Source organism: Paraburkholderia sediminicola, assembly GCF_046026675.1.
In the GTDB taxonomy this organism is placed as follows: domain Bacteria; phylum Pseudomonadota; class Gammaproteobacteria; order Burkholderiales; family Burkholderiaceae; genus Paraburkholderia; species Paraburkholderia sediminicola_F.
Map to the genome: position 1 here is coordinate 4,116,032 of NZ_JAQQEY010000001.1, position 24,041 is coordinate 4,140,072.

At 58.7% G+C, this 24,041-nt stretch carries 36 protein-coding genes; all 36 read right to left on the reverse strand.

The features are described 5' to 3' along the window. Positions 1-138: 138 nt before the first annotated feature. The 36 genes from dsbD to recQ all read right to left on the reverse strand — a co-directional run bounded on the left by dsbD (position 139) and on the right by recQ (position 23,926). The gene (gene dsbD / locus PQQ86_RS18050; RefSeq protein ID WP_408269310.1) at positions 139-2,013 is read right to left on the reverse strand and encodes a protein-disulfide reductase DsbD; all 1,875 of its coding nucleotides are present in this window, start codon (positions 2,011-2,013) and stop codon (positions 139-141) included. After that, entirely contained in the window at positions 2,006-2,338 is a 333-nt protein-coding gene (gene cutA / locus PQQ86_RS18055) for a divalent-cation tolerance protein CutA (RefSeq protein WP_408270344.1), read from the reverse strand. The genes dsbD and cutA overlap by 8 nt, the downstream gene beginning before the upstream one ends. A gap of 190 nt (positions 2,339-2,528) precedes the next feature. Then, complete coding sequence (rplQ, locus tag PQQ86_RS18060) at positions 2,529-2,921, reverse strand: 50S ribosomal protein L17 (protein ID WP_006052227.1); 393 nt, start codon at positions 2,919-2,921, stop codon at positions 2,529-2,531. Between the two features lie 181 nt (positions 2,922-3,102). Further along, a complete protein-coding gene (locus PQQ86_RS18065) occupies positions 3,103-4,080 on the reverse strand; it encodes a DNA-directed RNA polymerase subunit alpha (protein ID WP_006052226.1) in 978 nt (325 codons plus the stop codon). Between the two features lie 124 nt (positions 4,081-4,204). Continuing rightward, a complete protein-coding gene (gene rpsD, locus PQQ86_RS18070) occupies positions 4,205-4,828 on the reverse strand; it encodes a 30S ribosomal protein S4 (RefSeq protein WP_007180123.1) in 624 nt (207 codons plus the stop codon). A gap of 156 nt (positions 4,829-4,984) precedes the next feature. Continuing rightward, positions 4,985-5,389 (reverse strand): 30S ribosomal protein S11, encoded by a 405-nt coding sequence (gene rpsK / locus PQQ86_RS18075; protein WP_006052224.1) that lies wholly within the window; start codon positions 5,387-5,389, stop codon positions 4,985-4,987. A 28-nt stretch (positions 5,390-5,417) separates the two neighbouring features. Beyond that, positions 5,418-5,783, reverse strand: a complete 366-nt coding sequence (gene rpsM, locus PQQ86_RS18080; RefSeq protein WP_012434566.1) for a 30S ribosomal protein S13 — start codon at positions 5,781-5,783, stop codon at positions 5,418-5,420. A gap of 41 nt (positions 5,784-5,824) precedes the next feature. After that, positions 5,825-5,941 (reverse strand): 50S ribosomal protein L36, encoded by a 117-nt coding sequence (gene rpmJ / locus PQQ86_RS18085; protein WP_004199844.1) that lies wholly within the window; start codon positions 5,939-5,941, stop codon positions 5,825-5,827. A 20-nt stretch (positions 5,942-5,961) separates the two neighbouring features. Continuing rightward, complete coding sequence (gene infA, locus PQQ86_RS18090) at positions 5,962-6,180, reverse strand: translation initiation factor IF-1 (RefSeq protein ID WP_004521905.1); 219 nt, start codon at positions 6,178-6,180, stop codon at positions 5,962-5,964. An 8-nt stretch (positions 6,181-6,188) separates the two neighbouring features. Further along, on the reverse strand, positions 6,189-7,535 hold the full coding sequence (secY, locus tag PQQ86_RS18095) for a preprotein translocase subunit SecY (RefSeq protein WP_063497536.1): 1,347 nt from the start codon (positions 7,533-7,535) through the stop codon (positions 6,189-6,191). A gap of 46 nt (positions 7,536-7,581) precedes the next feature. Then, a complete protein-coding gene (gene rplO / locus PQQ86_RS18100; RefSeq protein WP_408269314.1) occupies positions 7,582-8,016 on the reverse strand; it encodes a 50S ribosomal protein L15 in 435 nt (144 codons plus the stop codon). A 29-nt stretch (positions 8,017-8,045) separates the two neighbouring features. Continuing rightward, positions 8,046-8,228, reverse strand: coding sequence for a 50S ribosomal protein L30 (gene rpmD, locus PQQ86_RS18105; protein WP_007180126.1), 183 nt, complete (start codon positions 8,226-8,228; stop codon positions 8,046-8,048). A 10-nt stretch (positions 8,229-8,238) separates the two neighbouring features. After that, a complete protein-coding gene (gene rpsE, locus PQQ86_RS18110) occupies positions 8,239-8,757 on the reverse strand; it encodes a 30S ribosomal protein S5 (protein WP_006052219.1) in 519 nt (172 codons plus the stop codon). Between the two features lie 13 nt (positions 8,758-8,770). Beyond that, positions 8,771-9,136 carry a 50S ribosomal protein L18 gene (gene rplR, locus PQQ86_RS18115; protein WP_006052218.1) on the reverse strand — a complete coding sequence of 122 codons (366 nt, stop codon included), beginning with the start codon at positions 9,134-9,136 and terminating at the stop codon, positions 8,771-8,773. Positions 9,137-9,148: 12 nt separating this feature from the next. Then, the gene (rplF, locus tag PQQ86_RS18120) at positions 9,149-9,679 is read right to left on the reverse strand and encodes a 50S ribosomal protein L6 (protein ID WP_028199570.1); all 531 of its coding nucleotides are present in this window, start codon (positions 9,677-9,679) and stop codon (positions 9,149-9,151) included. Positions 9,680-9,697: 18 nt separating this feature from the next. Next, the gene (gene rpsH, locus PQQ86_RS18125; RefSeq protein ID WP_006052216.1) at positions 9,698-10,093 is read right to left on the reverse strand and encodes a 30S ribosomal protein S8; all 396 of its coding nucleotides are present in this window, start codon (positions 10,091-10,093) and stop codon (positions 9,698-9,700) included. A gap of 14 nt (positions 10,094-10,107) precedes the next feature. Further along, entirely contained in the window at positions 10,108-10,413 is a 306-nt protein-coding gene (gene rpsN / locus PQQ86_RS18130) for a 30S ribosomal protein S14 (RefSeq protein ID WP_097390586.1), read from the reverse strand. Between the two features lie 7 nt (positions 10,414-10,420). Next, complete coding sequence (rplE, locus tag PQQ86_RS18135) at positions 10,421-10,960, reverse strand: 50S ribosomal protein L5 (RefSeq protein ID WP_006052214.1); 540 nt, start codon at positions 10,958-10,960, stop codon at positions 10,421-10,423. 17 nt (positions 10,961-10,977) lie between these two features. Continuing rightward, positions 10,978-11,286: a 50S ribosomal protein L24 gene (rplX, locus tag PQQ86_RS18140; RefSeq protein ID WP_028199569.1), complete on the reverse strand. Its 309-nt coding sequence runs from the start codon at positions 11,284-11,286 to the stop codon at positions 10,978-10,980. A gap of 9 nt (positions 11,287-11,295) precedes the next feature. Beyond that, positions 11,296-11,664 (reverse strand): 50S ribosomal protein L14, encoded by a 369-nt coding sequence (gene rplN / locus PQQ86_RS18145; protein WP_006052212.1) that lies wholly within the window; start codon positions 11,662-11,664, stop codon positions 11,296-11,298. A gap of 289 nt (positions 11,665-11,953) precedes the next feature. Next, a complete protein-coding gene (gene rpsQ / locus PQQ86_RS18150; protein ID WP_007180129.1) occupies positions 11,954-12,226 on the reverse strand; it encodes a 30S ribosomal protein S17 in 273 nt (90 codons plus the stop codon). Then, positions 12,223-12,417, reverse strand: a complete 195-nt coding sequence (gene rpmC / locus PQQ86_RS18155) for a 50S ribosomal protein L29 (protein ID WP_007180130.1) — start codon at positions 12,415-12,417, stop codon at positions 12,223-12,225. The genes rpsQ and rpmC overlap by 4 nt, the downstream gene beginning before the upstream one ends. A 10-nt stretch (positions 12,418-12,427) precedes the next feature. Continuing rightward, positions 12,428-12,844: a 50S ribosomal protein L16 gene (gene rplP / locus PQQ86_RS18160; protein WP_007180131.1), complete on the reverse strand. Its 417-nt coding sequence runs from the start codon at positions 12,842-12,844 to the stop codon at positions 12,428-12,430. A 2-nt stretch (positions 12,845-12,846) separates the two neighbouring features. Then, on the reverse strand, positions 12,847-13,653 hold the full coding sequence (gene rpsC, locus PQQ86_RS18165) for a 30S ribosomal protein S3 (RefSeq protein WP_011490053.1): 807 nt from the start codon (positions 13,651-13,653) through the stop codon (positions 12,847-12,849). 11 nt (positions 13,654-13,664) lie between these two features. Beyond that, positions 13,665-13,997 (reverse strand): 50S ribosomal protein L22, encoded by a 333-nt coding sequence (rplV, locus tag PQQ86_RS18170; protein WP_197070230.1) that lies wholly within the window; start codon positions 13,995-13,997, stop codon positions 13,665-13,667. A gap of 7 nt (positions 13,998-14,004) precedes the next feature. Beyond that, entirely contained in the window at positions 14,005-14,280 is a 276-nt protein-coding gene (gene rpsS, locus PQQ86_RS18175) for a 30S ribosomal protein S19 (RefSeq protein WP_054036552.1), read from the reverse strand. 10 nt (positions 14,281-14,290) lie between these two features. Continuing rightward, complete coding sequence (gene rplB, locus PQQ86_RS18180) at positions 14,291-15,118, reverse strand: 50S ribosomal protein L2 (RefSeq protein ID WP_063497538.1); 828 nt, start codon at positions 15,116-15,118, stop codon at positions 14,291-14,293. A 2-nt stretch (positions 15,119-15,120) separates the two neighbouring features. Then, complete coding sequence (gene rplW, locus PQQ86_RS18185) at positions 15,121-15,435, reverse strand: 50S ribosomal protein L23 (protein WP_007180135.1); 315 nt, start codon at positions 15,433-15,435, stop codon at positions 15,121-15,123. Further along, positions 15,432-16,052, reverse strand: coding sequence for a 50S ribosomal protein L4 (gene rplD, locus PQQ86_RS18190; protein WP_007180136.1), 621 nt, complete (start codon positions 16,050-16,052; stop codon positions 15,432-15,434). The genes rplW and rplD overlap by 4 nt, the downstream gene beginning before the upstream one ends. Next, positions 16,052-16,711, reverse strand: coding sequence for a 50S ribosomal protein L3 (gene rplC, locus PQQ86_RS18195; protein ID WP_007180137.1), 660 nt, complete (start codon positions 16,709-16,711; stop codon positions 16,052-16,054). Before rplC ends, rplD begins: the two co-directional genes overlap by 1 nt. A 201-nt stretch (positions 16,712-16,912) precedes the next feature. After that, positions 16,913-17,224, reverse strand: a complete 312-nt coding sequence (rpsJ, locus tag PQQ86_RS18200) for a 30S ribosomal protein S10 (protein WP_091019600.1) — start codon at positions 17,222-17,224, stop codon at positions 16,913-16,915. A 126-nt stretch (positions 17,225-17,350) separates the two neighbouring features. After that, positions 17,351-18,541 carry an elongation factor Tu gene (tuf, locus tag PQQ86_RS18205; RefSeq protein ID WP_063497539.1) on the reverse strand — a complete coding sequence of 397 codons (1,191 nt, stop codon included), beginning with the start codon at positions 18,539-18,541 and terminating at the stop codon, positions 17,351-17,353. A gap of 47 nt (positions 18,542-18,588) precedes the next feature. After that, positions 18,589-20,691, reverse strand: coding sequence for an elongation factor G (gene fusA, locus PQQ86_RS18210; RefSeq protein ID WP_408216899.1), 2,103 nt, complete (start codon positions 20,689-20,691; stop codon positions 18,589-18,591). Between the two features lie 134 nt (positions 20,692-20,825). Then, on the reverse strand, positions 20,826-21,296 hold the full coding sequence (gene rpsG, locus PQQ86_RS18215; RefSeq protein ID WP_006053291.1) for a 30S ribosomal protein S7: 471 nt from the start codon (positions 21,294-21,296) through the stop codon (positions 20,826-20,828). A gap of 180 nt (positions 21,297-21,476) precedes the next feature. Beyond that, complete coding sequence (gene rpsL / locus PQQ86_RS18220; RefSeq protein WP_006998493.1) at positions 21,477-21,857, reverse strand: 30S ribosomal protein S12; 381 nt, start codon at positions 21,855-21,857, stop codon at positions 21,477-21,479. 221 nt (positions 21,858-22,078) lie between these two features. Next, positions 22,079-23,926 carry a DNA helicase RecQ gene (gene recQ / locus PQQ86_RS18225; protein ID WP_408269325.1) on the reverse strand — a complete coding sequence of 616 codons (1,848 nt, stop codon included), beginning with the start codon at positions 23,924-23,926 and terminating at the stop codon, positions 22,079-22,081. Positions 23,927-24,041 lie beyond the last annotated feature (115 nt).

Here is a 24,041-nt window from a genome sequence, read left to right on the forward strand (position 1 = left end):
CTGGAGGGAAGCTCCCAAAAAAACGGAGGCACGACTTAAAGTCGGCCTCCGTTTTTTTACGCGTGCTCTGGCGTACGCCTCTTACGGGCGCGTCGGCACGGGTTTCTTTGCGCGCTCAGGCAGGCGAGCTACTCCGCGTTACGCCCCGGGCGCGCTCGCGCGATCGAGGGTGCGCAAAAACTTGTCCGCGGACTCGTAGCCGACGACGCGCAGCACTTCCTTGCCACCCTGGTCGAAAAAGATGATGCCGGGGGGCCCGAACAGGCTGAAGCGCTTGAGCAGCATCTGGTCGTCGGCGTTATTCGCGGTGACGTCGGCACGCAGCAGGTTCATCTGCTTCAACTTCACCTGAACGCGCGGATCGCTGAACGTGAACTTCTCCATCTCTTTGCAGCTCACGCACCAGTCTGCGTAAAAATCGAGCATAGCGGGCTGCGCAGCCGTTTTGAGGGCCTCGTCGAGCTCGGTCGAGGAACGAACCGAAACGAACGTCAGATCGCTCTGTGACGCTGTATTAGGCTTGTTGGAGGCACTTGCCACATTGGCGTCCCCGCCGCCACGCGCGGCCAGAACCGCTAGCGGACGCAGAGGATCGGACGAGCCCGCCGCCAGGCCGACCAGCAGCACCGCCGCCCAGATTGCCAGCGCCGCTCCGATACCGCGGCCAAGCCGGCGCCACACCGAAACGCCCGCCGCCGGGGCCGAGAAAAGACCAAGCCCGGCTGCGGCGATCAGCAACCACAGCGCGCTCAACAGCATGGTCGCGACCGCACCAAGCACCGGCCAGACGATCCACAGGGCCGCAGCAAGCAGCACCACGCCGAAAAATACCTTGACGCCGTCCATCCATACGCCGGCGCGCGGCAGCAAAGTACCGGCGCCAAGACCGATGATCAGGAGGGGCACGCCGAGCCCTAGCCCCATCGAGAACAGCGCAGCACCGCCGAGCAACGCGTCGCCCGTATGCGCGATGAATGCCAGCACGGCAAAAAGCGGCGCGGTCATGCAGGCCCCGACCACCAGCGCGGATAAAGCGCCCATTACAGCAACAGCGGCAAACTTGCCGCCGGAACGCCCAGTCGACGCGCGCGACACGCCGTCCTGCCAGCGCTGCGGCAACGCGATGTCGAAGCCCGCAATCAGCGTTAACGCGAAAACTGTCAGCAATACGCCGAACGTACCGAGCACCCACGGGTTCTGCAGCCACGCGCCAAGGCTCTGCCCGACGAGGGCTGCCGCGATGCCAAGCGCCGTGTACACGAACGCCATGCCGATCACATATGTCAGCGACAACGCAAAGCCGCGGGCGCGCGTCACCCGCGCGCCTTCGCCAATGATGATTGCCGACAGAATCGGGATCATCGGATATGAGCACGGCAGCAGGCTGAGCGCGGCGCCGGCGACGAAATAGAGCCCGATGATCGCGAAGAAGCCGCCGCCTTGCAGCAGCGACTGGGCGTAATCGGCGCTGGTGGCACGCTCATACCACGGCGCCCCGGCTGCTACGGATCGCTGCGTAGAGGCGGCAGCCGCCGCACTGCCAGCTGGCTGCAGAGCCTCGCCGCTCACGTGGTACACGCGCTCCATCGGCGGATAGCAGATGCCTGCATCGGCACAGCCCTGAGACGTGACCGCCAGGTCGAACGGCCCTTGAGCCTGTTTCACCGGGATGCGGATCGTCAACTCATTGCGATACGTCTCGACGTTTTTGTTGAAGGTCTGATCGAACTTGACATGACCCGCCGGCAATTGGGGCTCGCCAATCGTCGTCGTGCCGTTGCGGGTCGCGAACGCGAAACGCTCACGGTACATGTAGTAACCGTCCGCGATCTTGTACGTGACGTCGACTTCGCCCGGTTTCTCGGTCGCGCTGAACTTGAAGGCGACGGCGGGATCGAGGAAGTCTTCCGCAGCGTAGGCCGGCGTGCCGAGCTGCGTGAAGGTCAGGCAGCCCAGCAGGAAGAAGACTGCACGCAGCGCGTAGCGCGCACGTCGATTGAGACCGTTAAACATGGAGAGGACGTTGGGTTTCAGAAGTGATCCACTGGCCGTACGCGGCCGATGCCGTGGCTTGCCACGAGAGGATTTCCGGCGTGTCGTAGGGATGGTGTGCCTGAATGTACTGCTCGAGTTCGAGCGCGCGCGCCGCGCTGGTCTTGAACAGCAACTGGATCTCTTGCGCCGTTTCGACCGCGCCCTGCCAGTGATAGCTGGACTGCACGGTGCCCAATTGCGTGACACAGGCGCATAGCCGCGAGGCCAACGCATCCGCGGCGAGCTTCTGAGCAACGGCGGCATCCGGTACCGTGGTCAGAATCAAGGTCACATTCAAGCTCACGCTCACGAAGGCTCCAGGCAGGCACAATTGAAGTGCCAATATCGTATCACCTAGCCTTGCGGTGCCGCAGACGCCCACGCAGCTAGCATGCGGCATTTGGCCGCCGCAATCGACGTGCCGCAGTGAAATTCGCCGCTATAAACAAAAAAGCCAGGCTTGGCGCCTGGCTTTTTCTTCGATGCTAAAAAGCTTACTCAGCTTCTTGCACTTCAACTTCTTCGACTTCCGGACGGTCCAGCAATTCGACCAGCGCCATCGGTGCGTTGTCGCCGACGCGGAAGCCGAACTTCAGGACGCGCAGGTAGCCGCCCGGACGGGTAGCGTAACGCGGGCCGAGAACTTCGAACAGCTTCGTGACCGAGTCACGATCGCGCAGACGGTTGAACGCCAGACGACGATTTGCCAGCGACGGCTTCTTGCCGAGCGTGATCAGCGGCTCGACGACTTTACGGAGTTCTTTCGCCTTCGGCAGCGTCGTCTTGATGACTTCGTGCTCGATCAACGAGTTGGACATGTTACGGAGCATTGCCAGACGGTGGCTGCTCGTGCGGTTCAGTTTCCGCAAACCATGACGGTGACGCATGTTAATTCCTTTGATTCAAAGTTTTGGTCCAGCTCTTCTATCGCTCTCGGTCTACCCTCGGTTTCCCAACGGTGACGAGTGCACGGGCCGGTAGTGAAAAAAGACAAGACGCGGATTTTAAAGGAAAATCCGCGTCTTTGCCAGTGCAGCGGCGGGTCTTATCCCGAGACTACTTCTCGACTTACTTGTCCAAACCTGCCGGCGGCCAGTTTTCGAGTTTCATGCCGAGCGTCAAACCACGCGACGCCAGTACTTCCTTGATTTCGTTCAACGACTTGCGACCCAGATTCGGGGTCTTGAGCAACTCGTTTTCCGTGCGCTGGATCAGGTCGCCGATGTAGTAAATGTTCTCGGCCTTCAGGCAGTTCGCGGAACGAACCGTCAATTCGAGATCATCAACCGGACGCAGCAGGATCGGATCGATCTGCGGCGCACGCGACGGTGCTTCCGCCGTTGCTTCGGTGCCTTCCAGTGCAGCGAACACCGACAGCTGATCAACCAGAATACGCGCCGATTGACGGATCGCTTCTTCCGGCGAGATCACACCGTTGGTCTCGATGTTCATCACGAGCTTGTCGAGGTCGGTACGCTGTTCGACGCGCGCGCTTTCAACGGCGTAGCTCACGCGGCGAACCGGCGAGAACGACGCGTCCAGCACGATACGGCCGATGATCTTGGCCGACTCTTCGCCGTAACGACGCACATTACCCGGCACATAACCACGGCCCTTCTCGACCTTGATCTGCACGTCGAGCTTACCGCCCTTCGACAAATGCGCAATCACGTGATCCGGATTGATCACTTCGCAATCGTGCGCGAGTTCGATGTCGCCAGCGGTGACAACGCCTTCGCCTTCCTTGCGCAGCGTAACCGTCACTTCGTCACGGTTATGCAGCTTGAACACTACGCCCTTCAGGTTCAACAACAGGTTGACCACATCCTCTTGCACACCGTCGAGCGTCGAATACTCATGTACGACGCCTGCGATCGTCACTTCGGTCGGCGCGTAGCCGATCATTGACGACAGCAGCACGCGCCGAAGCGCGTTACCCAAGGTGTGGCCGTAACCGCGTTCAAACGGTTCCATGACCACTTTCGCGTGGCTCTCACCAAGCGATTCAACTGCGATGATCTTGGGCTTCAACAAACTGGTTTGCATAGGTTTTCCTTTTCAATACCCTCGGCTCGTTACACCGATAAGGCTGACCGGTAACAACCTGAAAATAAACAGCCGAGACGCCCCCTTGCGCAACGCAATCGGGGTGCCCCGGCCGTTAATCCGATTACCGCGAATACAATTCGACGATCAGGCTTTCGTTGATATCGCCAGCGATGTCACTACGTTCCGGCTTCTGCTTGAACGTGCCTTCGAATTTCTTCGAATCGACAGCAACCCAGCTCGGCAGACCGCCTTGCTCAGCCAGCGACAGCGCTTCGAGAATACGCGCCTGCTTCTTCTTTTGTTCGCGCACTGCGACGACGTCGCCTGCCTTCACTTGCATCGACGGGATGTTCGACACCACGCCGTTCACCGTGATCGCCTTGTGGCTCACGAGCTGACGCGCTTCAGCGCGCGTCGAGCCGAAGCCCATGCGATACACGACGTTGTCGAGACGCGACTCGAGCAATTGCAGCAGGTTTTCACCCGTGTTGCCCTTCAGGCGGTCGGCTTCAGCGAAGTAACGGCGGAATTGACGCTCGAGGACACCGTAGATGCGCTTCACTTTTTGCTTTTCGCGCAGCTGCGTGCCGTAGTCGGACGTACGTGCACCCGACGTGCGGCCGTGTTGGCCAGGCTTGCTGTCAAGCTTGCACTTGTCAGCGAGCGAACGACGGGCGCTCTTCAGGAAGAGGTCAGTGCCTTCACGGCGGGACAGCTTGGCCTTAGGGCCGATATAACGTGCCACGTTGATTCCTTCTATGATTGATCACACGAATGCATGCACTCGCGCTAGTCCGAACCCTTTGGGCCGAACGGTGGGCTTAGTCGATTCAATAGCGCAAGCAGCCTGTGGTCGCCGGCTTGAACCCCGGCGGCGACAGGCGCTGGCGAAAACAGCGTCTTAGATACGACGACGCTTCGGCGGACGGCAGCCGTTGTGCGGGACCGGCGTCACGTCGGAGATCGCGGTGATCTTGATGCCAAGACCATGCAACGCGCGCACCGCCGATTCGCGGCCAGGACCGGGGCCCTTGATACGCACTTCGAGGTTCTTCACGCCGTATTCCATCGCCACGCGGCCAGCCGATTCGGCTGCCACCTGGGCTGCAAACGGGGTCGATTTACGCGAACCCTTGAAGCCCTGACCACCCGACGTTGCCCAAGCAAGTGCATTGCCTTGACGGTCGGTGATCGTGATGATGGTGTTGTTGAACGACGCGTGAACGTGAACCACGCCCTCGGCGACGTTCTTCTTGACCTTCTTGCGAACGCGTTGCGCCGCGGAGTTGTTCGAAGCCTTAGCCATTACGTTTTCCTGTAACTGTCAGTTCCGCTTACTTCTTCAGCGATTGCGCTGCACGACGCGGACCCTTGCGCGTACGGGCATTCGTACGCGTGCGTTGACCACGCAGGGGCAAGCCCTTGCGATGACGCACGCCACGGTAGCAGCCGAGATCCATCAGGCGCTTAATGTTCATCGTCGTTTCACGGCGCAGATCGCCTTCAACGATGAACTTGCCGACTTCTTCACGCAGCTTTTCGAGGTCTGCGTCGTTCAGGTCCTTGACCTTCTTCGAAAATGCCACACCAGCAGCGACGCAAATGTCGCGCGAGCGCGTGCGGCCGACACCGTAAATAGCCGTCAGGCCGATTTCGGTATGCTGGTGATTCGGGATGTTAACCCCTGCGATACGAGCCATTGTTTTTCCTCAAACAAAAAGCGCAGCAAAAAGCGCGGCGTTCAGCCTTGACGCTGTTTGTGGCGCGGATCAGAGCTGCAAATCACGCGCACAACGCCTTTGCGCTTGATGATCTTGCAATTGCGGCAAATGCGCTTAACCGATGCCATCACTTTCATGATATTACCCTTTTTTCAAATCACTTCGCCCGGAACACGATCCGCGCACGCGACAGATCGTAAGGCGTCAATTCAACCGTTACCTTGTCGCCCGGCAAGATTCGGATGTAGTGCATCCGCATCTTGCCGGATATGTGTCCCAATACGACATGGCCGTTTTCCAGCTTCACCCTAAAGGTAGCGTTAGGCAGGTTTTCGATGACTTCGCCCTGCATCTGGATAACATCGTCTTTGGCCATAAGTCCTTTCAACGCATCGGGACGCCGCCGCCTTTGAAATTAGCTTTCTTCAGCAGCGATTCATACTGTTGCGACATAACGTACGACTGCACCTGCGCCATGAAATCCATTGTGACGACGACAATGATCAGCAGCGACGTTCCACCAAAATAAAACGGCACGTTCCAGCGCAGTACCAAAAATTCAGGCAGCAGACAAACAAACACGATGTAGATCGCACCAGCCAGCGTCAGACGCGTCAGGATGCGGTCTATGTATCGCGCCGTTTGATCGCCCGGGCGGATGCCTGGGACGAAAGCGCCACTCTTTTTCAGGTTGTCGGCCGTTTCTCTGCTGTTGAACACCAGTGCGGTGTAAAAGAAGCAGAAGAAAACGATCGCCAACGCGTACAGCAACACGTACACGGGCTGACCGGGCTTAAGGGCTTCGGCCACGTTGTGCAACGTGTCTGCGAACCAGCTGGTACGCGACCCCGAACTAAACCAGTTCAGGATGGTTGCCGGGAAGAGAATGATCGACGATGCAAAGATCGGCGGAATCACGCCCGACATATTCAACTTCAACGGCAGATGTGAAGACTGTCCGCCGTAAATCTTGTTACCGACTTGCCGCTTGGCGTAATTCACAAGAATCTTGCGCTGGCCGCGTTCGATGAACACCACCAGATACGTCACGCCGGCAATCAGCGCGACCACGATAATCGCCGAGATGATGCTCATCGAGCCGGTTCGCACCAGTTCGAAAAGACCACCGATTGCGTTCGGGAAACCCGCCGCAATACCGCCAAAAATGATGATCGAGATACCGTTACCAAGCCCGCGTTCCGTGATCTGCTCACCCAGCCACATCAGGAACATCGTGCCGGTCACCAGCGTCACGACCGTCGTCAGCCGAAATACCATCCCCGGATCGATCACTAGGCCCGGCTGATTTTCCAATGCGACGGCGATGCCGAACGCCTGGAACGTCGCCAGCAGGACCGTAAAGATACGCGTGTACTGCGTAATCTTCCGTTGACCCGCCTGCCCTTCCTTTTTCAGCGCTTCCAGTTGCGGCGAGACAATCGCCAGCAACTGCATGATGATCGACGCCGAAATGTACGGCATGATCCCCAGCGCAAAAATCGTGAACCGCGAAAGTGCACCACCCGAGAACATGTTGAACATGCCAAGGATGCCGCCCGACTGGCTTTGGAACAACTTTGCCAGCTGGTCCGGGTCAATACCCGGCACCGGAATGTGCGCGCCGATACGGTAGACGATCAACGCCAGCAGCAGGAATACTGCACGCCGACGCAGATCGCCAAACTTCGCCGCGCTGCGACCGGGTTTTGCGAGACTCGGACTGTTAGCCAAGTACCTTCTCCGATGCAAATGCTAGTGACGGCAAATAACTTGCGCGTTACTCGGCAAAAGAGCCGCCGGCTGCTTCAATAGCAGCGCGCGCACCCTTCGTCGCACCCAGACCCTTCACAACGATCTTGCGTTTAAGCTCGCCCGTCGCGATGATCTTGGCGCTCTTGATCAGGTCGCCGAGCAGGCCGGCTTGTTTCAGAGCCAACAGATCGATTTCGTCGACCGGCAGCTTTTCCAGATCAGAGAGACGCACTTCACCGACGAATTCTTTCGTCAGCGAGGTGAAGCCACGCTTCGGCAGGCGACGTTGCAGCGGCATTTGACCGCCTTCGAAGCCAACCTTGTGAAAGCCGCCCGAACGCGACTTCTGACCCTTGTGACCGCGGCCAGCCGTCTTGCCCAGACCGGAGCCGATGCCACGGCCGACGCGACGCTTAGCGTGCTTCGAGCCTTCAGCCGGCTTCAGGTTATTCAATTCCATTATCAACTCCTTGAGTCCTGGTCAGCCGCTTAGCTGATGACCTTAACGAGGTACGAAACCTTGTTGATCATGCCGCGCACAGCCGGCGTGTCCTGCAACTCGCTAACCGAGTTGAGTCGGCGCAGGCCCAAGCCACGCACCGTTGCACGGTGCGTTTCACGGGTGCCGATCAGGCTCTTGACGAGCTGGACCTTGACAGTTTTATCAGACATGGTGTCCACCTTAGCCCAGAATATCTTCGACGGACTTGCCGCGCTTCGCCGCGATATCACCCGGCGTCGACTGCTTACGCAGACCGTCGAGCGTTGCACGAACGAGGTTGTACGGGTTCGTCGAACCGTGGCTCTTGGCCACAACGTTCTGCACGCCCATCACGTCGAACACTGCGCGCATCGGGCCGCCAGCGATCACACCGGTACCGTCCTTCGCCGGGGCGAGGAGGACCATCGATGCGCCGTGCTTACCGTGCACTTCGTGTTGCAGGGTACCGTTCTTAAGCGGCACCTTGAACATGTTGCGGCGAGCCTGTTCCATCGCCTTCTGAACAGCGACCGGCACTTCCTTCGCCTTGCCCTTGCCCATACCGACGCGGCCATCACCGTCGCCAACCACGGTCAGTGCGGCGAAACCGAGAATCCGGCCACCCTTCACAACCTTGGTCACGCGGTTGACCGAAATCATCTTTTCGCGCAGGCCGTCGTCGCGTTCGTCAGCCTGAACTTTCGCTTGCATCTTTGCCATGACGAATTCTTCCTTAGAACTTGAGTCCGGCTTCGCGCGCCGCATCAGCCAGCGCTTTCACGCGGCCGTGGTAACGGAAACCCGAACGGTCGAAGGCGACGGATTCGATGCCGGCAGCCTTAGCCTTTTCTGCAATGCGCTTACCGATCAGGGTCGCAGCAGCGACGTTGCCGCCCTTGCCCGTCTGATCAGCCAGTTGCGCACGCACTTCGGCTTCGAGCGTCGACGCGCTGGCGAGCACCTTGGTGCCGCACGGCGAGAACACTTGCGCATAGATGTGCGTGTTCGTGCGATGCACGGCGAGACGCGCGACCTGCAGCTCAGCGATCTTGATACGCGTCTGACGAGCGCGGCGCAGGCGAGATTGAGTCTTATCCATGATTGCGCACCCTTACTTCTTCTTCGTTTCTTTGAGGATCACAACCTCGTTGGCGTAACGCACACCCTTGCCCTTGTAGGGCTCCGGCGGGCGATAGCCGCGCACTTCTGCAGCGACTTGGCCAACTTGTTGCTTGTTGATCCCCTTGATCACGATTTCGGTTTGCGTCGGGGTTTCAGCCTTGACGCCTTCCGGCATCTGGTGCACCACGGGGTGCGAGAAACCCAGCGACAGGTTCAGCTTGTCGCCTTGCGCCTGTGCGCGGTAACCGACGCCAACCAGCGTCAGCTTGCGCTCGAAACCCTTCGTCACGCCGTTCACCATGTTCGCAACCAGTGCGCGCATCGTGCCCGACATCGCATTCGCTTCGCGGCTTTCGTCCACCGGCTCGAACTTCAGCGTGCCGTTGTCGTTCACCACCTTCACGAGGCTGTTTGCAGCCTGCGAAATCGTACCCAGCGGGCCCTTGACGGTAATGCGTTCGTCGCTCAGGGCCACTTCTGCGCCTTGCAGCGCGATCGGGCTTTTACCTACTCGAGACATGTTTCTCTCCTTTCGGCCTTAAGCGACGTAGCAGATGACTTCGCCGCCAACGCCCGTTGCACGCGCCTTGCGGTCCGTCATCACGCCCTTCGGCGTCGACACGATTGCCACGCCGAGGCCATTCATGACCACGGGGATGTCGTTACGGCCGCGGTACACACGCAGACCAGGCTTCGAAACGCGTTCAATGCGCTCGATCACCGGACGGCCAGCGTAGTACTTCAACACGATGTTCAATTCAGACTTCGCACCTTCGGACTTCACTGCGAAATCATCGATATAGCCTTCGTCCTTCAGGACCTGCGCAATCGCAACCTTGACTTTCGACGAGGGCATTGTCACCGAAACTTTCTCAACCATCTGCGCATTGCGGATGCGAGTCAGCATATCGGCGATAGGATCACTCATGCTCATTTACGTTTCTCCTATTACCAGCTCGCCTTGGTCAGGCCAGGGATCTCGCCGCGGAACGCGATTTCGCGAATCTTGTTACGCGCCAGCCCGAATTTACGGAACGTGCCACGTGGGCGACCGGTAATTGCGCAACGATTGCGCTTACGGGTCGGGTTAGAGTTGCGCGGCAGTTGTTGCAGTTCCAGACGTGCTGCGTAATGCTCTTCGTCCGACTTGCTCATATCGCCAATGACCGCCTTCAGCTCAGCACGCTTGGGAGCGTACTTAGCGGCCAGGCGAGCACGCTTCTTTTCACGTTCGATCAGTGCCAGTTTAGCCACGGTAACCTCAGTTTCTGAACGGGAACTTGAAGCTGGCGAGCAGAGCCTTTGCTTCGTCGTCGGTCTTCGCAGTTGTCGTGATGCTGATGTTCAGCCCACGCAGTGCGTCGATCTTGTCGTAGTCGATTTCGGGGAAAATGATCTGCTCTTTCACACCGATGTTGTAGTTGCCGCGACCGTCAAACGCACGACCCGACACGCCACGGAAGTCACGCACACGAGGGAGCGCAACCGTCACGAAACGGTCCAGAAATTCGTACATTGCCTGACCACGCAACGTGACCATGGCACCGATCGGATAGCCCTGACGGATCTTGAAGCCAGCGATTGCCTTGCGTGCCTTCGTGATCACCGGCTTCTGGCCTGCGATCTTCGTCAGGTCGCCAACGGCGTTTTCGATGATCTTCTTGTCAGCAACCGCTTCGCCAAGGCCCATATTCAGGGTGATCTTGGTGATGCGCGGCACTTCCATCACGGACTTGTAACCGAACTTCTCGATGAGGCCGGGTACAACCTTCTCTTTGTAAAACTCTTGCAAACGAGCCATTTTTTTACTCCGCAGCGTCAGGCGCTCAGCACGGCACCGGTCGTCTTAAGGAAACGGACCTTCTTGTCTCCTTCGACCTTGATGCCCACACGCGACGCCTTGCCATTCGCGTCGACCAATGCGACGTTCGAAATTTGCAGCGGCATCGTCTTGGCTTCCACGCCACCCGTCGTACCCTTCATCGGGTTCGGCTTGACGTGCTTCTTGACGAGATTGATGCCCTCGACAATTACTTTGTCTTCGCCAACGGACAGCACGACGCCGCGCTTGCCTTTATCTTTGCCGGTGATGACGATAACTTCGTCACCTTTGCGAATCTTGTTCATCGCGACTCCTTACAGCACTTCAGGTGCCAACGAAACGATCTTCATGAATCGTTCGCTGCGCAACTCGCGCGTAACAGGCCCGAAAATACGGGTGCCAATAGGTTCGAGCTTGGCATTCAACAGCACTGCAGCATTGCCATCGAACTTGATCAGCGAGCCGTCCTGACGGCGCACGCCCTTGGCGGTGCGAACCACCACGGCGTTGTAAATTTCGCCTTTCTTCACGCGCCCGCGCGGCGTTGCTTCTTTGACGGTCACCTTGATGATGTCGCCAATGCTGGCATAACGACGCTTCGAGCCGCCGAGAACCTTGATGCACATGACTTCACGCGCACCGGTGTTGTCGGCCACTTCAAGCCGAGTTTCGGTCTGGATCATGGTTTATCTATCCCAACTTAATCCGGTCACACCACCATGGCGTACCCGGTCAGTCTTGGTCCCGTCAGCCAATCGGCTGCTTGGGTATGAACAGCAGCGACGGCAAACGAAACCCGCCATCGCAATCCGGTGAATCCTTCGGAACAGACTGGCGCCTGAACCGCTTCCCCCACCAACTTCGCCCGCGACGGGGCTCCCATAAAAGAGGGAAGACCGAGATTATAACAAATAATCTCGGTCTTGCAAGCGAAACTTACTGCGATTTCAACTACTTCTACAACTTGCGGCGTCAGATGACGCGAGCAGCCTCGACCAGGCGAGCCACAACCCAAGCTTTCGTCTTCGAAATCGGACGCGTTTCCTGGATTTCAACGAGGTCACCCTCGTTATACGTGTTCGCATCGTCGTGCGCATGGTACTTCTTCGAACGCACAACGTACTTGCCGTAGATCGGGTGCTTCACGCGGTGCTCAACCAGCACGGTGACCGTCTTGTCCATCTTGTTGCTGACGACCTTGCCGACCAGCGTCCGCTTGAGCGAGGTTTTTACGCTATCGTTCATTTCTGGTTCGCCTTCTCAGTCAGGACGGTCCGCACACGTGCGATGTCGCGACGAACCTTCTTCAGCTGGCTCGTGTTCGTGAGCTGCTGGGTCGCGAGTTGCATGCGCAGGCCGAATTGCGCCTTCAACAGGTCCGACAGCTCCTTGTTGAGCGCGGCCTGATCTTTCTGGTGAAGTTCGGAAGCCTTCATCATTTACTCCTTAGGCGCCGAGCTGACGCACGATAAACGTTGTCTTAAGCGGCAGCTTAGCTGCAGCCAGACGGAACGCTTCGCGTGCCAGCTCTTCGGTTACGCCGTCCATTTCGTACAGCATTTTGCCCGGTTGAATCTCCGCGACGTAGTACTCAGGGTTACCTTTACCGTTACCCATACGTACTTCAGCCGGCTTGTGCGAGATCGGCTTGTCCGGGAAGATGCGGATCCAGATGCGGCCACCACGCTTGATGTGACGCGTCATTGCACGACGTGCCGCTTCAATCTGGCGCGCGGTCAGACGACCACGACCGATAGCCTTCAGGCCGAACTCACCGAACGACACCGCGTTGCCGCGGGTAGCGATACCGGTGTTACGACCCTTCTGCTCTTTGCGATACTTTCTGCGTTTCGGTTGCAGCATCGTTATTCTCCAGTCTTCCCGCCGTCGCCGGCACCGCCAGCACGACGGGGAGCGCCACGGCGTGCACCTGCCGGGCCACCACCTTCACCATCGCGACGCGGACGGCGATCGCCACCCGGACGTGCGTTGCGGCGCGGACGCTTTTCTTCAGCGACTTCTTCAACCACCGGTGCGTCGTTGCGGCCGAGCGTGTCGCCCTTGTAGACCCACACCTTCACGCCGATGATGCCGTACGTCGTCTTCGCTTCCGAAGTTGCGTAGTCGATATCAGCACGCAGCGTATGAAGGGGCACGCGACCTTCGCGATACCATTCCGTACGAGCGATTTCGATACCGTTCAGGCGGCCAGCGCTCATGATCTTGATGCCTTGAGCACCCAGACGCATTGCGTTTTGCATCGCACGCTTCATCGCGCGGCGGAACATAATCCGGCGCTCGAGTTGTTGGGTGATCGAATCCGCGATCAGTTGCGCATCAGTTTCCGGCTTACGGATTTCTTCGATGTTGACGTGGACCGGAACGCCCATGCGGCGTTGCAGTTCCGACTTCAGCAGCTCGATATCCTCGCCCTTCTTACCGATGACGACACCCGGACGCGAGCTATAAATCGTGATGCGCGCGTTTTTCGCCGGACGCTCGATAACGACGCGACCAACCGAAGCGTTTTTCAGCTTCTTCTTCAGGTATTCACGAACACCGATGTCTTCCTGCAACATCGCCGCGAAATTGTTGTTGTTCGCGTACCAACGCGATGCCCAATTGCGGCTGACGGCCAAACGGAAGCCAGTCGGATGAATTTTCTGTCCCATCGTATGACCCCTTAATTCCCGACCGTCACAGTGATGTGACAGGATTGCTTCTCGATGCGGTTACCGCGGCCTTTAGCGCGCGCAGTAAAACGCTTGAGCGATGCAGCCTTGTCGACCATGATGCTCGTTACCTTGAGCTCGTCGATATCGGCGCCTTCGTTATGCTCCGCATTCGCGATCGCCGACAGCACGACCTTTTTCACGATTCCCGCAGCCTTCTTCGGCGAGAACGTCAGAACGTTCAGCGCCTTGTCGACCGGCAAACCGCGGATCTGGTCAGCCACAAGGCGCGTTTTCTGCGCCGAGATGCGGGCACCGCGATGAATTGCTTTCACTTCCATCATGAGCCCCTTATTTCTTAGCCTTCTTGTCGGCTGCGTGACCCTTGAACGTCCGGGTCAATGCAAACTCGCCAAGCTTGTGGCCGACCATGTTTTCCGAGATATACACCGGAACGTGTTGACGGCCGTTGTGCACGGCAATCGTCAAACCGATGAAATCCGGCAGAATCGTCGAACGACGCGACCAGGTTTTGATCGGCTTCTTGTCACGCGCAGCGGCTGCCGACTCAACTTTCTTCAGCAAATGGGCGTCGCAGAACGGACCTTTTTTTACAGAACGTGCCATTGCCTACTCCTTAACGCTTGTGACGGCGCTGGACGATCATGCTCGTCGTGCGCTTGTTGCTGCGGGTGCGATAACCCTTAGCAGGCGTGCCCCACGGGCTCACCGGATCGCGACCTGCAGCCGTCTTGCCTTCACCACCACCGTGCGGGTGATCGACCGGGTTCATTGCAACGCCACGCACCGTCGGGCGGATACCGCGCCAGCGGTTCGCGCCAGCCTTACCGATTTGACGGAGGCTGTGCTCTTCGTTGCCAACTTCACCAATCGTCGCGCGGCATTCAACGTGAACGCGGCGGATTTCACCAGAGCGCAGGCGGACCTGTGCGTAGATGCCTTCACGAGCCAGCAGCATCGCCGACGTACCAGCCGAACGCGCCATTTGCGCGCCCTTGCCCGGCAGCATTTCGATGCAGTGGATCGTCGTACCGACCGGAATGTTGCGGATCGGCAGCGTGTTACCTGCGCGGATCGGAGCCTCCGAACCAGACATCAGTTGCTGGCCAACCGTCACACCCTTCGGAGCGATGATGTACTTGCGCTCGCCGTCTGCGTACAGAACCAGAGCGATGTTTGCGCTACGGTTCGGATCGTACTCAAGACGTTCGACCTTTGCCGGAATGCCGTCCTTGTTGCGACGGAAATCAACGACACGATAGTGATGCTTGTGACCACCACCCTTATGACGCGTGGTGATGTGACCGTTGTTGTTACGGCCGGCAGTCGTGGATTGCGAATCGAGCAGCGGTGCGAACGGCTTGCCCTTATGCAGATCCTTGTTGACCACCTTGACCATCGCACGGCGACCCGGCGAAGTCGGCTTAACTTTAACGATTGCCATGATTACTTGGCCTCCGCTTCAAAGTTGATTTCCTGGCCGGGCTTCAGGCAGACGTACGCCTTCTTCACGTCCTTGCGCTTGCCCATGAAACGGCCAAAGCGCTTGGCTTTGCCCTTCGAGACCAGCACGTTGACGGAATTGACTTCTACCTTGAACAGCAGCTCGACTGCGGCTTTCACTTCCTGCTTCGTGGCATCGGGCGCGACTTCGAACACAACTTGCTCGTTCTTGTCGGCCACCAGCGTCGCCTTTTCGGAGATCACCGGCGCGAGCAGGACCTGCATCAAACGATGATCGTTTTTGCGAATCTCGCTCATGACAGCAACTCCTCGATCTGGGCGACCGCAGCCTTCGTGATCAGGATCTTCTTGAAGTAGATCAGCGACAGCGGGTCGGCGTAACGCGGCTCGACAACTGCCACATGGGCGAGGTTGCGCGACGCGAGGTACAGGTTTTCGTCAACCGTGTCGGTAATCACCAGCACGGAGTCGAGACCCATCGCCTTGAATTTTTCGGCCAGCAGCTTCGTCTTCGGCGCTTCGAGCGTCAGCTCGTCGACCACCGAGATGCGGCCTTCGCGGGCCAGCTGCGAGAAGATCGAGCAGAGACCTGCGCGATGCATCTTCTTGTTGACCTTGTGCGAAAAGTTTTCTTCCGGCGAATTCGGGAAGATCCGGCCACCGCCGCGCCACAACGGGCTCGACGACATACCGGCACGGGCACGGCCCGTACCCTTCTGGCGCCACGGCTTCTTGGTCGTGTGCTTGACTTGCTCACGGTCCTTCTGCGCGCGGTTACCGCTACGGGCATTCGCTTGATACGCCACCACTACCTGGTGAATCAGGGCTTCGTTGTAATCGCGGCCGAACACTACGTCCGACGCGCTAACGCCTGCACCTTCCTGACCATTGGCATTCAGGAGCTTAAGTTCCATTATTTCGCTCCTTTCACGGCACGCGTCTTCACGGCCGGCGTAACGAATACCTTGCCACCCTTCGCACCCGGAACGGCGCCCTTGACCAGCAACAGCTTGCGGTCAGCGTCGATACGAGCGATTTCGAGGTTTTGCACGGTTACCGTATCGTCACCCATGTGACCGGTCATGCGCTTACCCGGGAAAACACGACCCGGATCCTGCGCCATACCGATCGAACCCGGCACGTTGTGCGAGCGCGAGTTACCGTGCGATGCACGGCCGGATGCGAAGTTGTAACGCTTGATGGTACCGGCGTAGCCCTTACCGATCGACACGCCTTGCACGTCGACCTTCTGGCCTACTTCGAACAGGTCGGGACCGACCACGGTGCCGTTCGACAACTCGGCAGCCTTGGCAGCATCGATCTGGAATTCTTTGAGGATTTCACCGGCTTGAACACCGGCTTTGGCGAGATGACCGGCCAACGGCTTCGTCACACGCGATGCACGGCGCGTACCGAATGCAACCTGCACGGCTGTGTAGCCGTCGGTTTCAACAGTCTTGATCTGCGTCACGCGGTTGTCGGACACGTCCAGCACGGTAACGGGAATCGAATCCCCTTCTGCCGTGAAGATACGGGTCATGCCAACCTTGCGACCTACGAGTCCAAGGCTCATCGTTTTCTCCATTCCCGACTGCGATTGGTCGGGGCTAATTTACAAAATGCCGGTGCCGTTTCGGGCATGAATTCATGCTGCAGCACACCGACTTTTTTGCGCAAGTGCGCGAAAAGCCTTGCATTATAGCGAGGCTTTTCGTTTTCCGCAAGCAATCAATGACTTAGCGTTGTCCAGCACGCCGGACAACCTCTGGAAGCCTTATTGCAGCTTGATTTCCACGTCCACGCCAGCCGGCAGGTCCAGCTTCATCAGTGCGTCAACGGTCTTGTCCGTCGGATCGACGATGTCCATCAGGCGTTGATGCGTACGGATTTCGAGCTGATCGCGCGACGTCTTGTTGACGTGCGGCGAACGCAGGATGTCGAAACGTTGAATGCGGGTCGGCAGGGGCACCGGACCACGAACGATTGCGCCTGTCCGCTTTGCCGTGTCGACGATTTCTGCTGCCGATTGATCGATCAAGCGATAGTCGAAAGCCTTCAGGCGAATGCGGATTTTTTGATTCGGCATGACAATTCCTTGGAAAGAGCGAGGCGGTATTGCGCCGCCAGATAGTAAAAGAACGTAGAGCCGGACACCCGCCATGGGGCGACGCCCGGCTCCGAGCACCACTTATTGCAACTTCGGCCCCCGATTTTACTCGAGAATCTTGGCAACCACACCTGCGCCGACCGTACGGCCGCCTTCGCGGATTGCGAAACGCAGACCTTCTTCCATCGCGATCGGATTGATCAGCTTCACCGTGATCGACACGTTGTCGCCCGGCATGACCATTTCCTTGTCCTTCGGCAACTCGATCGAGCCCGTCACGTCCGTCGTACGGAAGTAGAACTGCGGACGATAGTTGTTGAAGAACGGCGTGTGGCGGCCGCCTTCGTCCTTGCTCAGCACGTACACTTCAGCCGTGAAGTGCGTGTGCGGGTTGATCGAACCCGGCTTCGCCAGAACCTGGCCACGCTCCACGTCTTCACGCTTCGTGCCGCGCAGCAGGATACCAACGTTGTCGCCTGCCTGACCCTGGTCGAGCAGTTTGCGGAACATTTCCACGCCCGTGCAGGTCGTCTTCACCGTCGGCTTGATACCGACGATTTCGATTTCTTCACCGACCTTCACCACGCCGCGCTCAACGCGACCCGTCACCACCGTACCGCGACCCGAGATCGAGAACACGTCTTCCACCGGCATCAGGAACGCACCGTCAACTGCGCGCTCCGGCGTCGGGATGTACGTGTCCAGCGCGTCGGCCAGGTTCATGATCGCCACTTCGCCCAGCTCGCCCGTGTCGCCTTCCAGCGCCAGCTTGGCCGAACCCTTGATGATCGGCGTGTCGTCGCCCGGGAAGTCGTACTTCGACAGAAGTTCGCGAACTTCCATCTCGACCAGCTCCAGCAGCTCAGCGTCGTCCACCATGTCGCACTTGTTCAGGAACACGATGATGTACGGAACGCCAACCTGACGCGCCAGCAGGATGTGCTCACGCGTTTGCGGCATCGGGCCGTCTGCGGCCGAGCACACCAGGATCGCGCCGTCCATCTGTGCTGCGCCCGTGATCATGTTCTTCACATAGTCAGCGTGGCCCGGGCAATCGACGTGCGCGTAGTGGCGGTTAGCCGTTTCGTACTCGACGTGTGCCGTGTTGATCGTGATACCACGCGCCTTTTCTTCCGGCGCCGCGTCGATCTGGTCATACGCCTTTGCTTCGCCGCCAAACTTCTTGGTCAGCACCGTCGTGATCGCTGCCGTCAGCGTGGTCTTGCCGTGGTCAACGTGACCGATCGTGCCGACGTTCACGTGCGGCTTGGTCCGTTCGAATTTACCTTTAGCCATGTTTCTCTTCTTTCAAAAAGTTAATCGTTGAATGACTTGCCGCGCGCTTACTTCGACTTCGCGTTGATGATCGCTTCAGACACGTTGCGCGGTGCTTCGGAGTAGTGCTTGAACTCCATCGTGTACGTTGCACGACCTTGGCTCAGCGAACGCAGCGACGTCGAGTAGCCGAACATTTCCGACAGCGGGACTTCGGCGCGAACGATCTTGCCGCCGCCAATCATGTCTTCCATGCCCTGAACAATACCGCGACGGCCCGACAGGTCGCCCATCACGTTGCCCATGTAGTCTTCCGGCGTTTCGACTTCGACAGCCATCATCGGTTCGAGGATGACCGGCTGCGCCTTGCGCATTGCTTCCTTGAACGCCATCGAACCGGCCATGCGGAATGCATTTTCGTTCGAGTCAACGTCGTGGTACGAACCGAACGTCAGGTGAACCTTCACGTCAACGACCGGGAAGCCTGCCAGCACGCCAGCTTTCAGCGTTTCCTGGATGCCCTTGTCGACTGCCGGGATGTATTCACGCGGAATCACACCACCCTTGATCTCGTCCAGGAACTCGTAGCCCTTGCCTTGCTCATTCGGCTCGAGCGTGATGACCGCGTGACCGTACTGGCCGCGACCACCCGACTGCTTGACGAACTTACCGTCAACGTCTTCCGCCTTGCCGCGGATCGTTTCACGATACGCCACTTGCGGCTTGCCGACGGTTGCTTCGACGCCGAATTCACGCTTCATCCGGTCGACCAGAATTTCGAGGTGGAGCTCGCCCATACCCGAAATAATGGTTTGACCCGATTCTTCGTCCGTTTGAACGCGGAACGACGGATCTTCCTGAGCCAGACGGTTCAGGGCCAGACCCATCTTTTCCTGGTCCGGCTTCGTCTTCGGTTCAACAGCCTGGGAAATCACCGGTTCCGGGAAAATCATGCGTTCAAGCACGATCGGGTGCAGCGGATCGCACAGCGTGTCGCCCGTGGTCGCGTCTTTCAGACCAACGGCAGCAGCGATGTCGCCTGCATGCACTTCCTTGATTTCTTCACGCTGATTTGCGTGCATCAACAAAATACGACCGAGACGTTCCTTCTTGTCTTTGGTCGCATTCAGCAGCGTGTCACCCGACTTCGTCGTACCGGAGTACACACGGAAGAAGATCAACTGGCCGACAAACGGGTCCGTCATGATCTTGAACGCGAGGGACGAGAACTTCTCGTCGTCAGCTGCGCGACGCTCGGCCTTTTCACCGTTTTCGAGTTCACCCGTAACCGGCGGGATGTCGATCGGCGACGGCAGGAAGTCGAGCACGGCGTCCAGCATCCGTTGCACGCCCTTGTTCTTGAACGCGGTACCGCACAGCATCGGCTGGATTTCGCACGCGATCGTACGGTCGCGCAGACCCTTGATGATTTCCGCTTCCGTCAGTTCGCCCGACTCGAGGTACTTGTTCATCAGGTCTTCATTCGACTCTGCCGCAGCTTCGACCATCTTCTCGCGCCATTCATTGCACGTGTCGACGAGCTCAGCCGGGATTTCTTCGTACGAGAACTTCGTGCCTTGGGACGCTTCGTCCCAAATGATCGCCTTCATCTTCAGCAGATCGACCACGCCCGTAAACGTTTCTTCTGCGCCGATAGGCACAACGACCGGAACCGGGTTCGCCTTCAGACGCAGCTTGAGCTGGTCGTAAACCTTGAAGAAGTTCGCGCCGGTACGGTCCATCTTGTTGATGAACGCGAGACGGGGAACCTTGTACTTGTTAGCTTGACGCCACACGGTTTCCGACTGCGGCTGCACGCCGCCCACTGCGCAGTACACCATGCATGCACCGTCGAGCACGCGCATCGAGCGTTCAACTTCAATCGTGAAGTCAACGTGGCCCGGGGTGTCGATGATGTTGATGCGATGCTCAGCGCGGTCGCCTGCCATGCCTTTCCAGAAGGCCGTGGTAGCAGCGGACGTGATCGTGATGCCGCGTTCCTGCTCCTGCTCCATCCAGTCCATAGTGGCAGCGCCGTCGTGAACTTCACCAATCTTGTGGTTCACGCCGGTATAGAACAGGATGCGCTCGGTCGTCGTCGTTTTGCCGGCGTCGATGTGAGCGCTAATACCGATGTTGCGGTAGCGCTCGATAGGTGTCTTGCGAGCCACTTTAATCCTCTATTGGGATGACGCGATGCGAGAAAATACCCATCGCGCTGTAACACAAACGGGCGAGGCGCCTTGCAAGCGCACCCGCCCGGAATTTCTTTCCGCTTTTTCTGCTAAACCCGGGTTCGGGAAGCTTAGAAACGGAAGTGCGAGAACGCCTTGTTGGCTTCTGCCATCCGGTGAACTTCGTCGCGCTTCTTCATCGCGCCGCCACGGCCTTCGGCCGCTTCGGAGAGTTCACCTGCCAGACGCAGGGCCATCGACTTCTCGCTGCGCTTCTTCGCGGCTTCACGCAACCAACGCATCGCCAATGCCATACGACGCGACGGACGCACTTCGACCGGAACCTGATAGTTCGCACCACCAACGCGGCGGCTCTTAACTTCGACCACCGGCTTAACGTTGTTGAGCGCTACCGTGAACACTTCCAGCGGGTCCTTGCCACCCTTGGTCTGGATCTGTTCGAAAGCGCCGTACACGATGCGCTCAGCAACCGACTTCTTGCCGGAGAGCATCAGCACGTTCATGAACTTAGCTACATCTACGTTACCGAACTTCGGATCCGGCAACACTTCCCGCTTGGGGACTTCGCGACGACGCGGCATGTTTCTTCCTTTACTTTTCAGTTGGAGCTATTTTTAGCCCCGCGGCCACCAACTAACCCGATTCATCTCTAACGACTTACCAGCCCGGTCGGGTGACCACTTACTCGACAGCACCGGCGATTCCGGCACCACCGCTATTACCGCCTTTACAGGCGACCTGAAACTACACTGACCGGCTAATTACTTGCCAGCCTTGGCACGCTTCGCACCGTACTTCGAGCGAGCCTGCTTACGATCCTTGACGCCCTGGGTATCCAGCGAGCCACGAACCATGTGGTAACGCACACCCGGCAAGTCCTTAACACGACCGCCGCGAATCAGCACGACCGAGTGTTCCTGCAGGTTGTGGCCTTCACCACCGATGTACGAAATAACTTCGAAGCCGTTCGTCAGACGAACCTTGGCAACCTTACGGAGTGCCGAGTTAGGCTTCTTAGGCGTCGTGGTGTACACACGGGTGCACACGCCGCGACGCTGGGGACAGTCCTGCAAAGCCGGGCTCTTGCTCTTCGTCGTTTCCGACGCGCGGCCTTTGCGAACCAGTTGATTGATGGTTGGCATTGTTTATTCCTGAAATTGAACAAAATCGACGCATCTGTTTCCGGGCAAAGCAGAAACGATTGCGCATCGAACTTCCGGACCGAGGGACCAGCGCTCGAATTGACTTCGCGCACAGGCATTCCAAGAACCGGAACCTAGCATAATATTCCGAAAATGCTAAGCGAGTCAACAGGTTGCAATGTTTCGCACGCCTGTCGACCGCAAACTGCGCTCGCCGGCACTCAGTCGGCGGCAACGACTTCCAGCAACTCGTCGCCAAAACGGTCGAGTTTGCGGGCGCCCATGCCCGGGATACCGCGCAAATCCTCAATGGAATCGGGACCGTTGCGAGCAATTTCCGCCAGCGTAGCGTCGTGGAAGATGACGTAGGCCGGCACGCCGTCGCTTTTTGCCGTCTCCGTGCGCCAAGCGCGCAAGCGTTCCCAGCGGGCGCGCTCACGCGGACCCATGCCGATCGTCGGGTCGGCGCGCTCGCTAGTGCGGCCGGACGATTGGCGGGTACGCGTCGGCTTCACATAGCGGCGCATCGTCACGTTCTGCTCGCTCTTCAACACCGCTTTGGCAGCCTCAGTCAGCACCAACGAGCCGAAACCTTCGTGGTCGACGGCGAGGTAGCCGAAAGCGACGAGTTGGCGAAAAATGGCGCGCCACTCCGGCTCGCCGAGCGCCGCCCCGATCCCAAAGGTGGTGAGCTTCTCGTGGCCGCGCTGCAGGATCTTCTCGCTGCGGTTGCCACGCAGAATATCGATCAGATGTCCGGCGCCGAAGTGAAAGCCACTCGCCCGCTGCGCGCGGAACACACATGACAGCGCCATCTGCGCTTCGCGAGTCGCGTCCCACGTGTCGGGCGGCTCGATGCAGTTGTCGCAGTTGCCGCACGGCTTGCTCGACTCGCCGAAATACGCGAGCAGCCGCACCCGTCGGCAGGTCGCCGCTTCGCACAGCCCGAGCAACGCGTCGAGCTTGCCTGTCTGCACGCGCTTATGCGCGTCGTCGGCGTCGGACTCTTCGATCATCTTGCGCTGCTGCACGACGTCGCCCAGACCGTACGCCATCCAGGCGTTCGCCGGCATGCCGTCGCGGCCGGCACGGCCGGTTTCCTGATAGTAGCCTTCGACACTCTTCGGCAAATCAAGGTGAGCCACGAAGCGCACGTCCGGCTTGTCGATGCCCATGCCGAACGCGATCGTCGCGCACATCACGATGCCCTCCTCGCGCTGGAACATCTCCTGATGCTTCTGGCGGATTTCGAACTCCATGCCGGCGTGGTACGGCAACGCGCGCATCCCCTTCTCTTTCAGCCACTCGGCCGTTTCTTCGACCTTGCGACGCGAGAGGCAATAGACAACGCCGGCATCGGTCGTACCGTCTGGTTTCGAGTGTTCAGCGCGAATGAAGTCGAGCAATTGCGCGCGCGCATTGTCCTTTTCGACGATGCGATAGCGGATGTTCGGGCGATCGAAGCTGGATACAAAAATGCGCGCGTCATCGAGCGCGAGACGATGGATGATTTCGTCGCGCGTGATCGCGTCGGCGGTCGCAGTGAGCGCGATGCGCGGCACGTTCGGAAAGCGCTCATGCAGCACCGACAGCTGAATATACTCAGGACGGAAATCGTGACCCCATTGCGACACGCAATGCGCTTCGTCGATGGCGAACAGGCCGATGCGCGTGCGCTCGAGCAACTCCTGGAATCGGGGCGTCATCAACCGTTCCGGCGCCACGTACAGCAGATCGATTTCGCCTTCGCGCAACGCGCGCTCAGTGGCCATCGCTTCGGCGCTCGACAGCGTCGAATTCAGATACGCGGCCCTCACGCCCACTTCCTTCAGCGCGGCGACCTGGTCTTGCATCAATGCGATCAGCGGGGACACGACGATCCCCGCTCCGCAGCCCGCTTCGCGTCGCACCAGTGACGGGATCTGATAACACAACGATTTGCCGCCGCCCGTTGGCATTAGCACGAGACAATCGCCGCCGTCGGCGACGTGTTCGACAATTTCGCCCTGCTGCCCTCGGAATGCGGGGTAGCCAAAAACTTCGTTGAGGATTTCGAGCGAACGGGACATGAATTGGAGAGAAGCAGCGTGATGCCGGTGACACGAATTTTACCAACGCATTCGTGCTGCGCCCGCGCTTTGATGCAACGTTAGCCGTTCGGCCTACGAAACCACCAGGAAGCGC

Excerpts from the sequence above, each read along its gene's own strand:
- dsbD (WP_408269310.1), bottom strand. The coding sequence starts at position 2,013 with ATGTTTAACGGTCTCAATCGACGTGCGCGCTACGCGCTGCGTGCAGTC.
- rplQ (WP_006052227.1), bottom strand. The coding sequence starts at position 2,921 with ATGCGTCACCGTCATGGTTTGCGGAAACTGAACCGCACGAGCAGCCAC.
- PQQ86_RS18065 (WP_006052226.1), bottom strand. The coding sequence starts at position 4,080 with ATGCAAACCAGTTTGTTGAAGCCCAAGATCATCGCAGTTGAATCGCTT.
- rpsK (WP_006052224.1), bottom strand. The coding sequence starts at position 5,389 with ATGGCTAAGGCTTCGAACAACTCCGCGGCGCAACGCGTTCGCAAGAAG.
- rpsM (WP_012434566.1), bottom strand. The coding sequence starts at position 5,783 with ATGGCTCGTATCGCAGGGGTTAACATCCCGAATCACCAGCATACCGAA.
- rpmJ (WP_004199844.1), bottom strand. The coding sequence starts at position 5,941 with ATGAAAGTGATGGCATCGGTTAAGCGCATTTGCCGCAATTGCAAGATC.
- infA (WP_004521905.1), bottom strand. The coding sequence starts at position 6,180 with ATGGCCAAAGACGATGTTATCCAGATGCAGGGCGAAGTCATCGAAAAC.
- rplO (WP_408269314.1), bottom strand. The coding sequence starts at position 8,016 with ATGGAATTGAATAACCTGAAGCCGGCTGAAGGCTCGAAGCACGCTAAG.
- rpmD (WP_007180126.1), bottom strand. The coding sequence starts at position 8,228 with ATGTCTGATAAAACTGTCAAGGTCCAGCTCGTCAAGAGCCTGATCGGC.
- rpsE (WP_006052219.1), bottom strand. The coding sequence starts at position 8,757 with ATGGCAAAGATGCAAGCGAAAGTTCAGGCTGACGAACGCGACGACGGC.
- rplR (WP_006052218.1), bottom strand. The coding sequence starts at position 9,136 with ATGGATAAGACTCAATCTCGCCTGCGCCGCGCTCGTCAGACGCGTATC.
- rplF (WP_028199570.1), bottom strand. The coding sequence starts at position 9,679 with ATGTCTCGAGTAGGTAAAAGCCCGATCGCGCTGCAAGGCGCAGAAGTG.
- rpsH (WP_006052216.1), bottom strand. The coding sequence starts at position 10,093 with ATGAGCATGAGTGATCCTATCGCCGATATGCTGACTCGCATCCGCAAT.
- rplE (WP_006052214.1), bottom strand. The coding sequence starts at position 10,960 with ATGGCTCGTTTGCAAGAGTTTTACAAAGAGAAGGTTGTACCCGGCCTC.
- rplX (WP_028199569.1), bottom strand. The coding sequence starts at position 11,286 with ATGAACAAGATTCGCAAAGGTGACGAAGTTATCGTCATCACCGGCAAA.
- rplN (WP_006052212.1), bottom strand. The coding sequence starts at position 11,664 with ATGATCCAGACCGAAACTCGGCTTGAAGTGGCCGACAACACCGGTGCG.
- rpsQ (WP_007180129.1), bottom strand. The coding sequence starts at position 12,226 with ATGAACGATAGCGTAAAAACCTCGCTCAAGCGGACGCTGGTCGGCAAG.
- rpmC (WP_007180130.1), bottom strand. The coding sequence starts at position 12,417 with ATGAAGGCTTCCGAACTTCACCAGAAAGATCAGGCCGCGCTCAACAAG.
- rplP (WP_007180131.1), bottom strand. The coding sequence starts at position 12,844 with ATGCTGCAACCGAAACGCAGAAAGTATCGCAAAGAGCAGAAGGGTCGT.
- rpsC (WP_011490053.1), bottom strand. The coding sequence starts at position 13,653 with ATGGGACAGAAAATTCATCCGACTGGCTTCCGTTTGGCCGTCAGCCGC.
- rplV (WP_197070230.1), bottom strand. The coding sequence starts at position 13,997 with ATGATGGAAGTGAAAGCAATTCATCGCGGTGCCCGCATCTCGGCGCAG.
- rpsS (WP_054036552.1), bottom strand. The coding sequence starts at position 14,280 with ATGGCACGTTCTGTAAAAAAAGGTCCGTTCTGCGACGCCCATTTGCTG.
- rplB (WP_063497538.1), bottom strand. The coding sequence starts at position 15,118 with ATGGCAATCGTTAAAGTTAAGCCGACTTCGCCGGGTCGCCGTGCGATG.
- rplW (WP_007180135.1), bottom strand. The coding sequence starts at position 15,435 with ATGAGCGAGATTCGCAAAAACGATCATCGTTTGATGCAGGTCCTGCTC.
- rplD (WP_007180136.1), bottom strand. The coding sequence starts at position 16,052 with ATGGAACTTAAGCTCCTGAATGCCAATGGTCAGGAAGGTGCAGGCGTT.
- rplC (WP_007180137.1), bottom strand. The coding sequence starts at position 16,711 with ATGAGCCTTGGACTCGTAGGTCGCAAGGTTGGCATGACCCGTATCTTC.
- rpsJ (WP_091019600.1), bottom strand. The coding sequence starts at position 17,224 with ATGCCGAATCAAAAAATCCGCATTCGCCTGAAGGCTTTCGACTATCGC.
- tuf (WP_063497539.1), bottom strand. The coding sequence starts at position 18,541 with ATGGCTAAAGGTAAATTCGAACGGACCAAGCCGCACGTGAACGTCGGC.
- rpsG (WP_006053291.1), bottom strand. The coding sequence starts at position 21,296 with ATGCCGCGTCGTCGCGAAGTCCCCAAGCGGGAAGTGTTGCCGGATCCG.
- rpsL (WP_006998493.1), bottom strand. The coding sequence starts at position 21,857 with ATGCCAACCATCAATCAACTGGTTCGCAAAGGCCGCGCGTCGGAAACG.
- recQ (WP_408269325.1), bottom strand. The coding sequence starts at position 23,926 with ATGTCCCGTTCGCTCGAAATCCTCAACGAAGTTTTTGGCTACCCCGCA.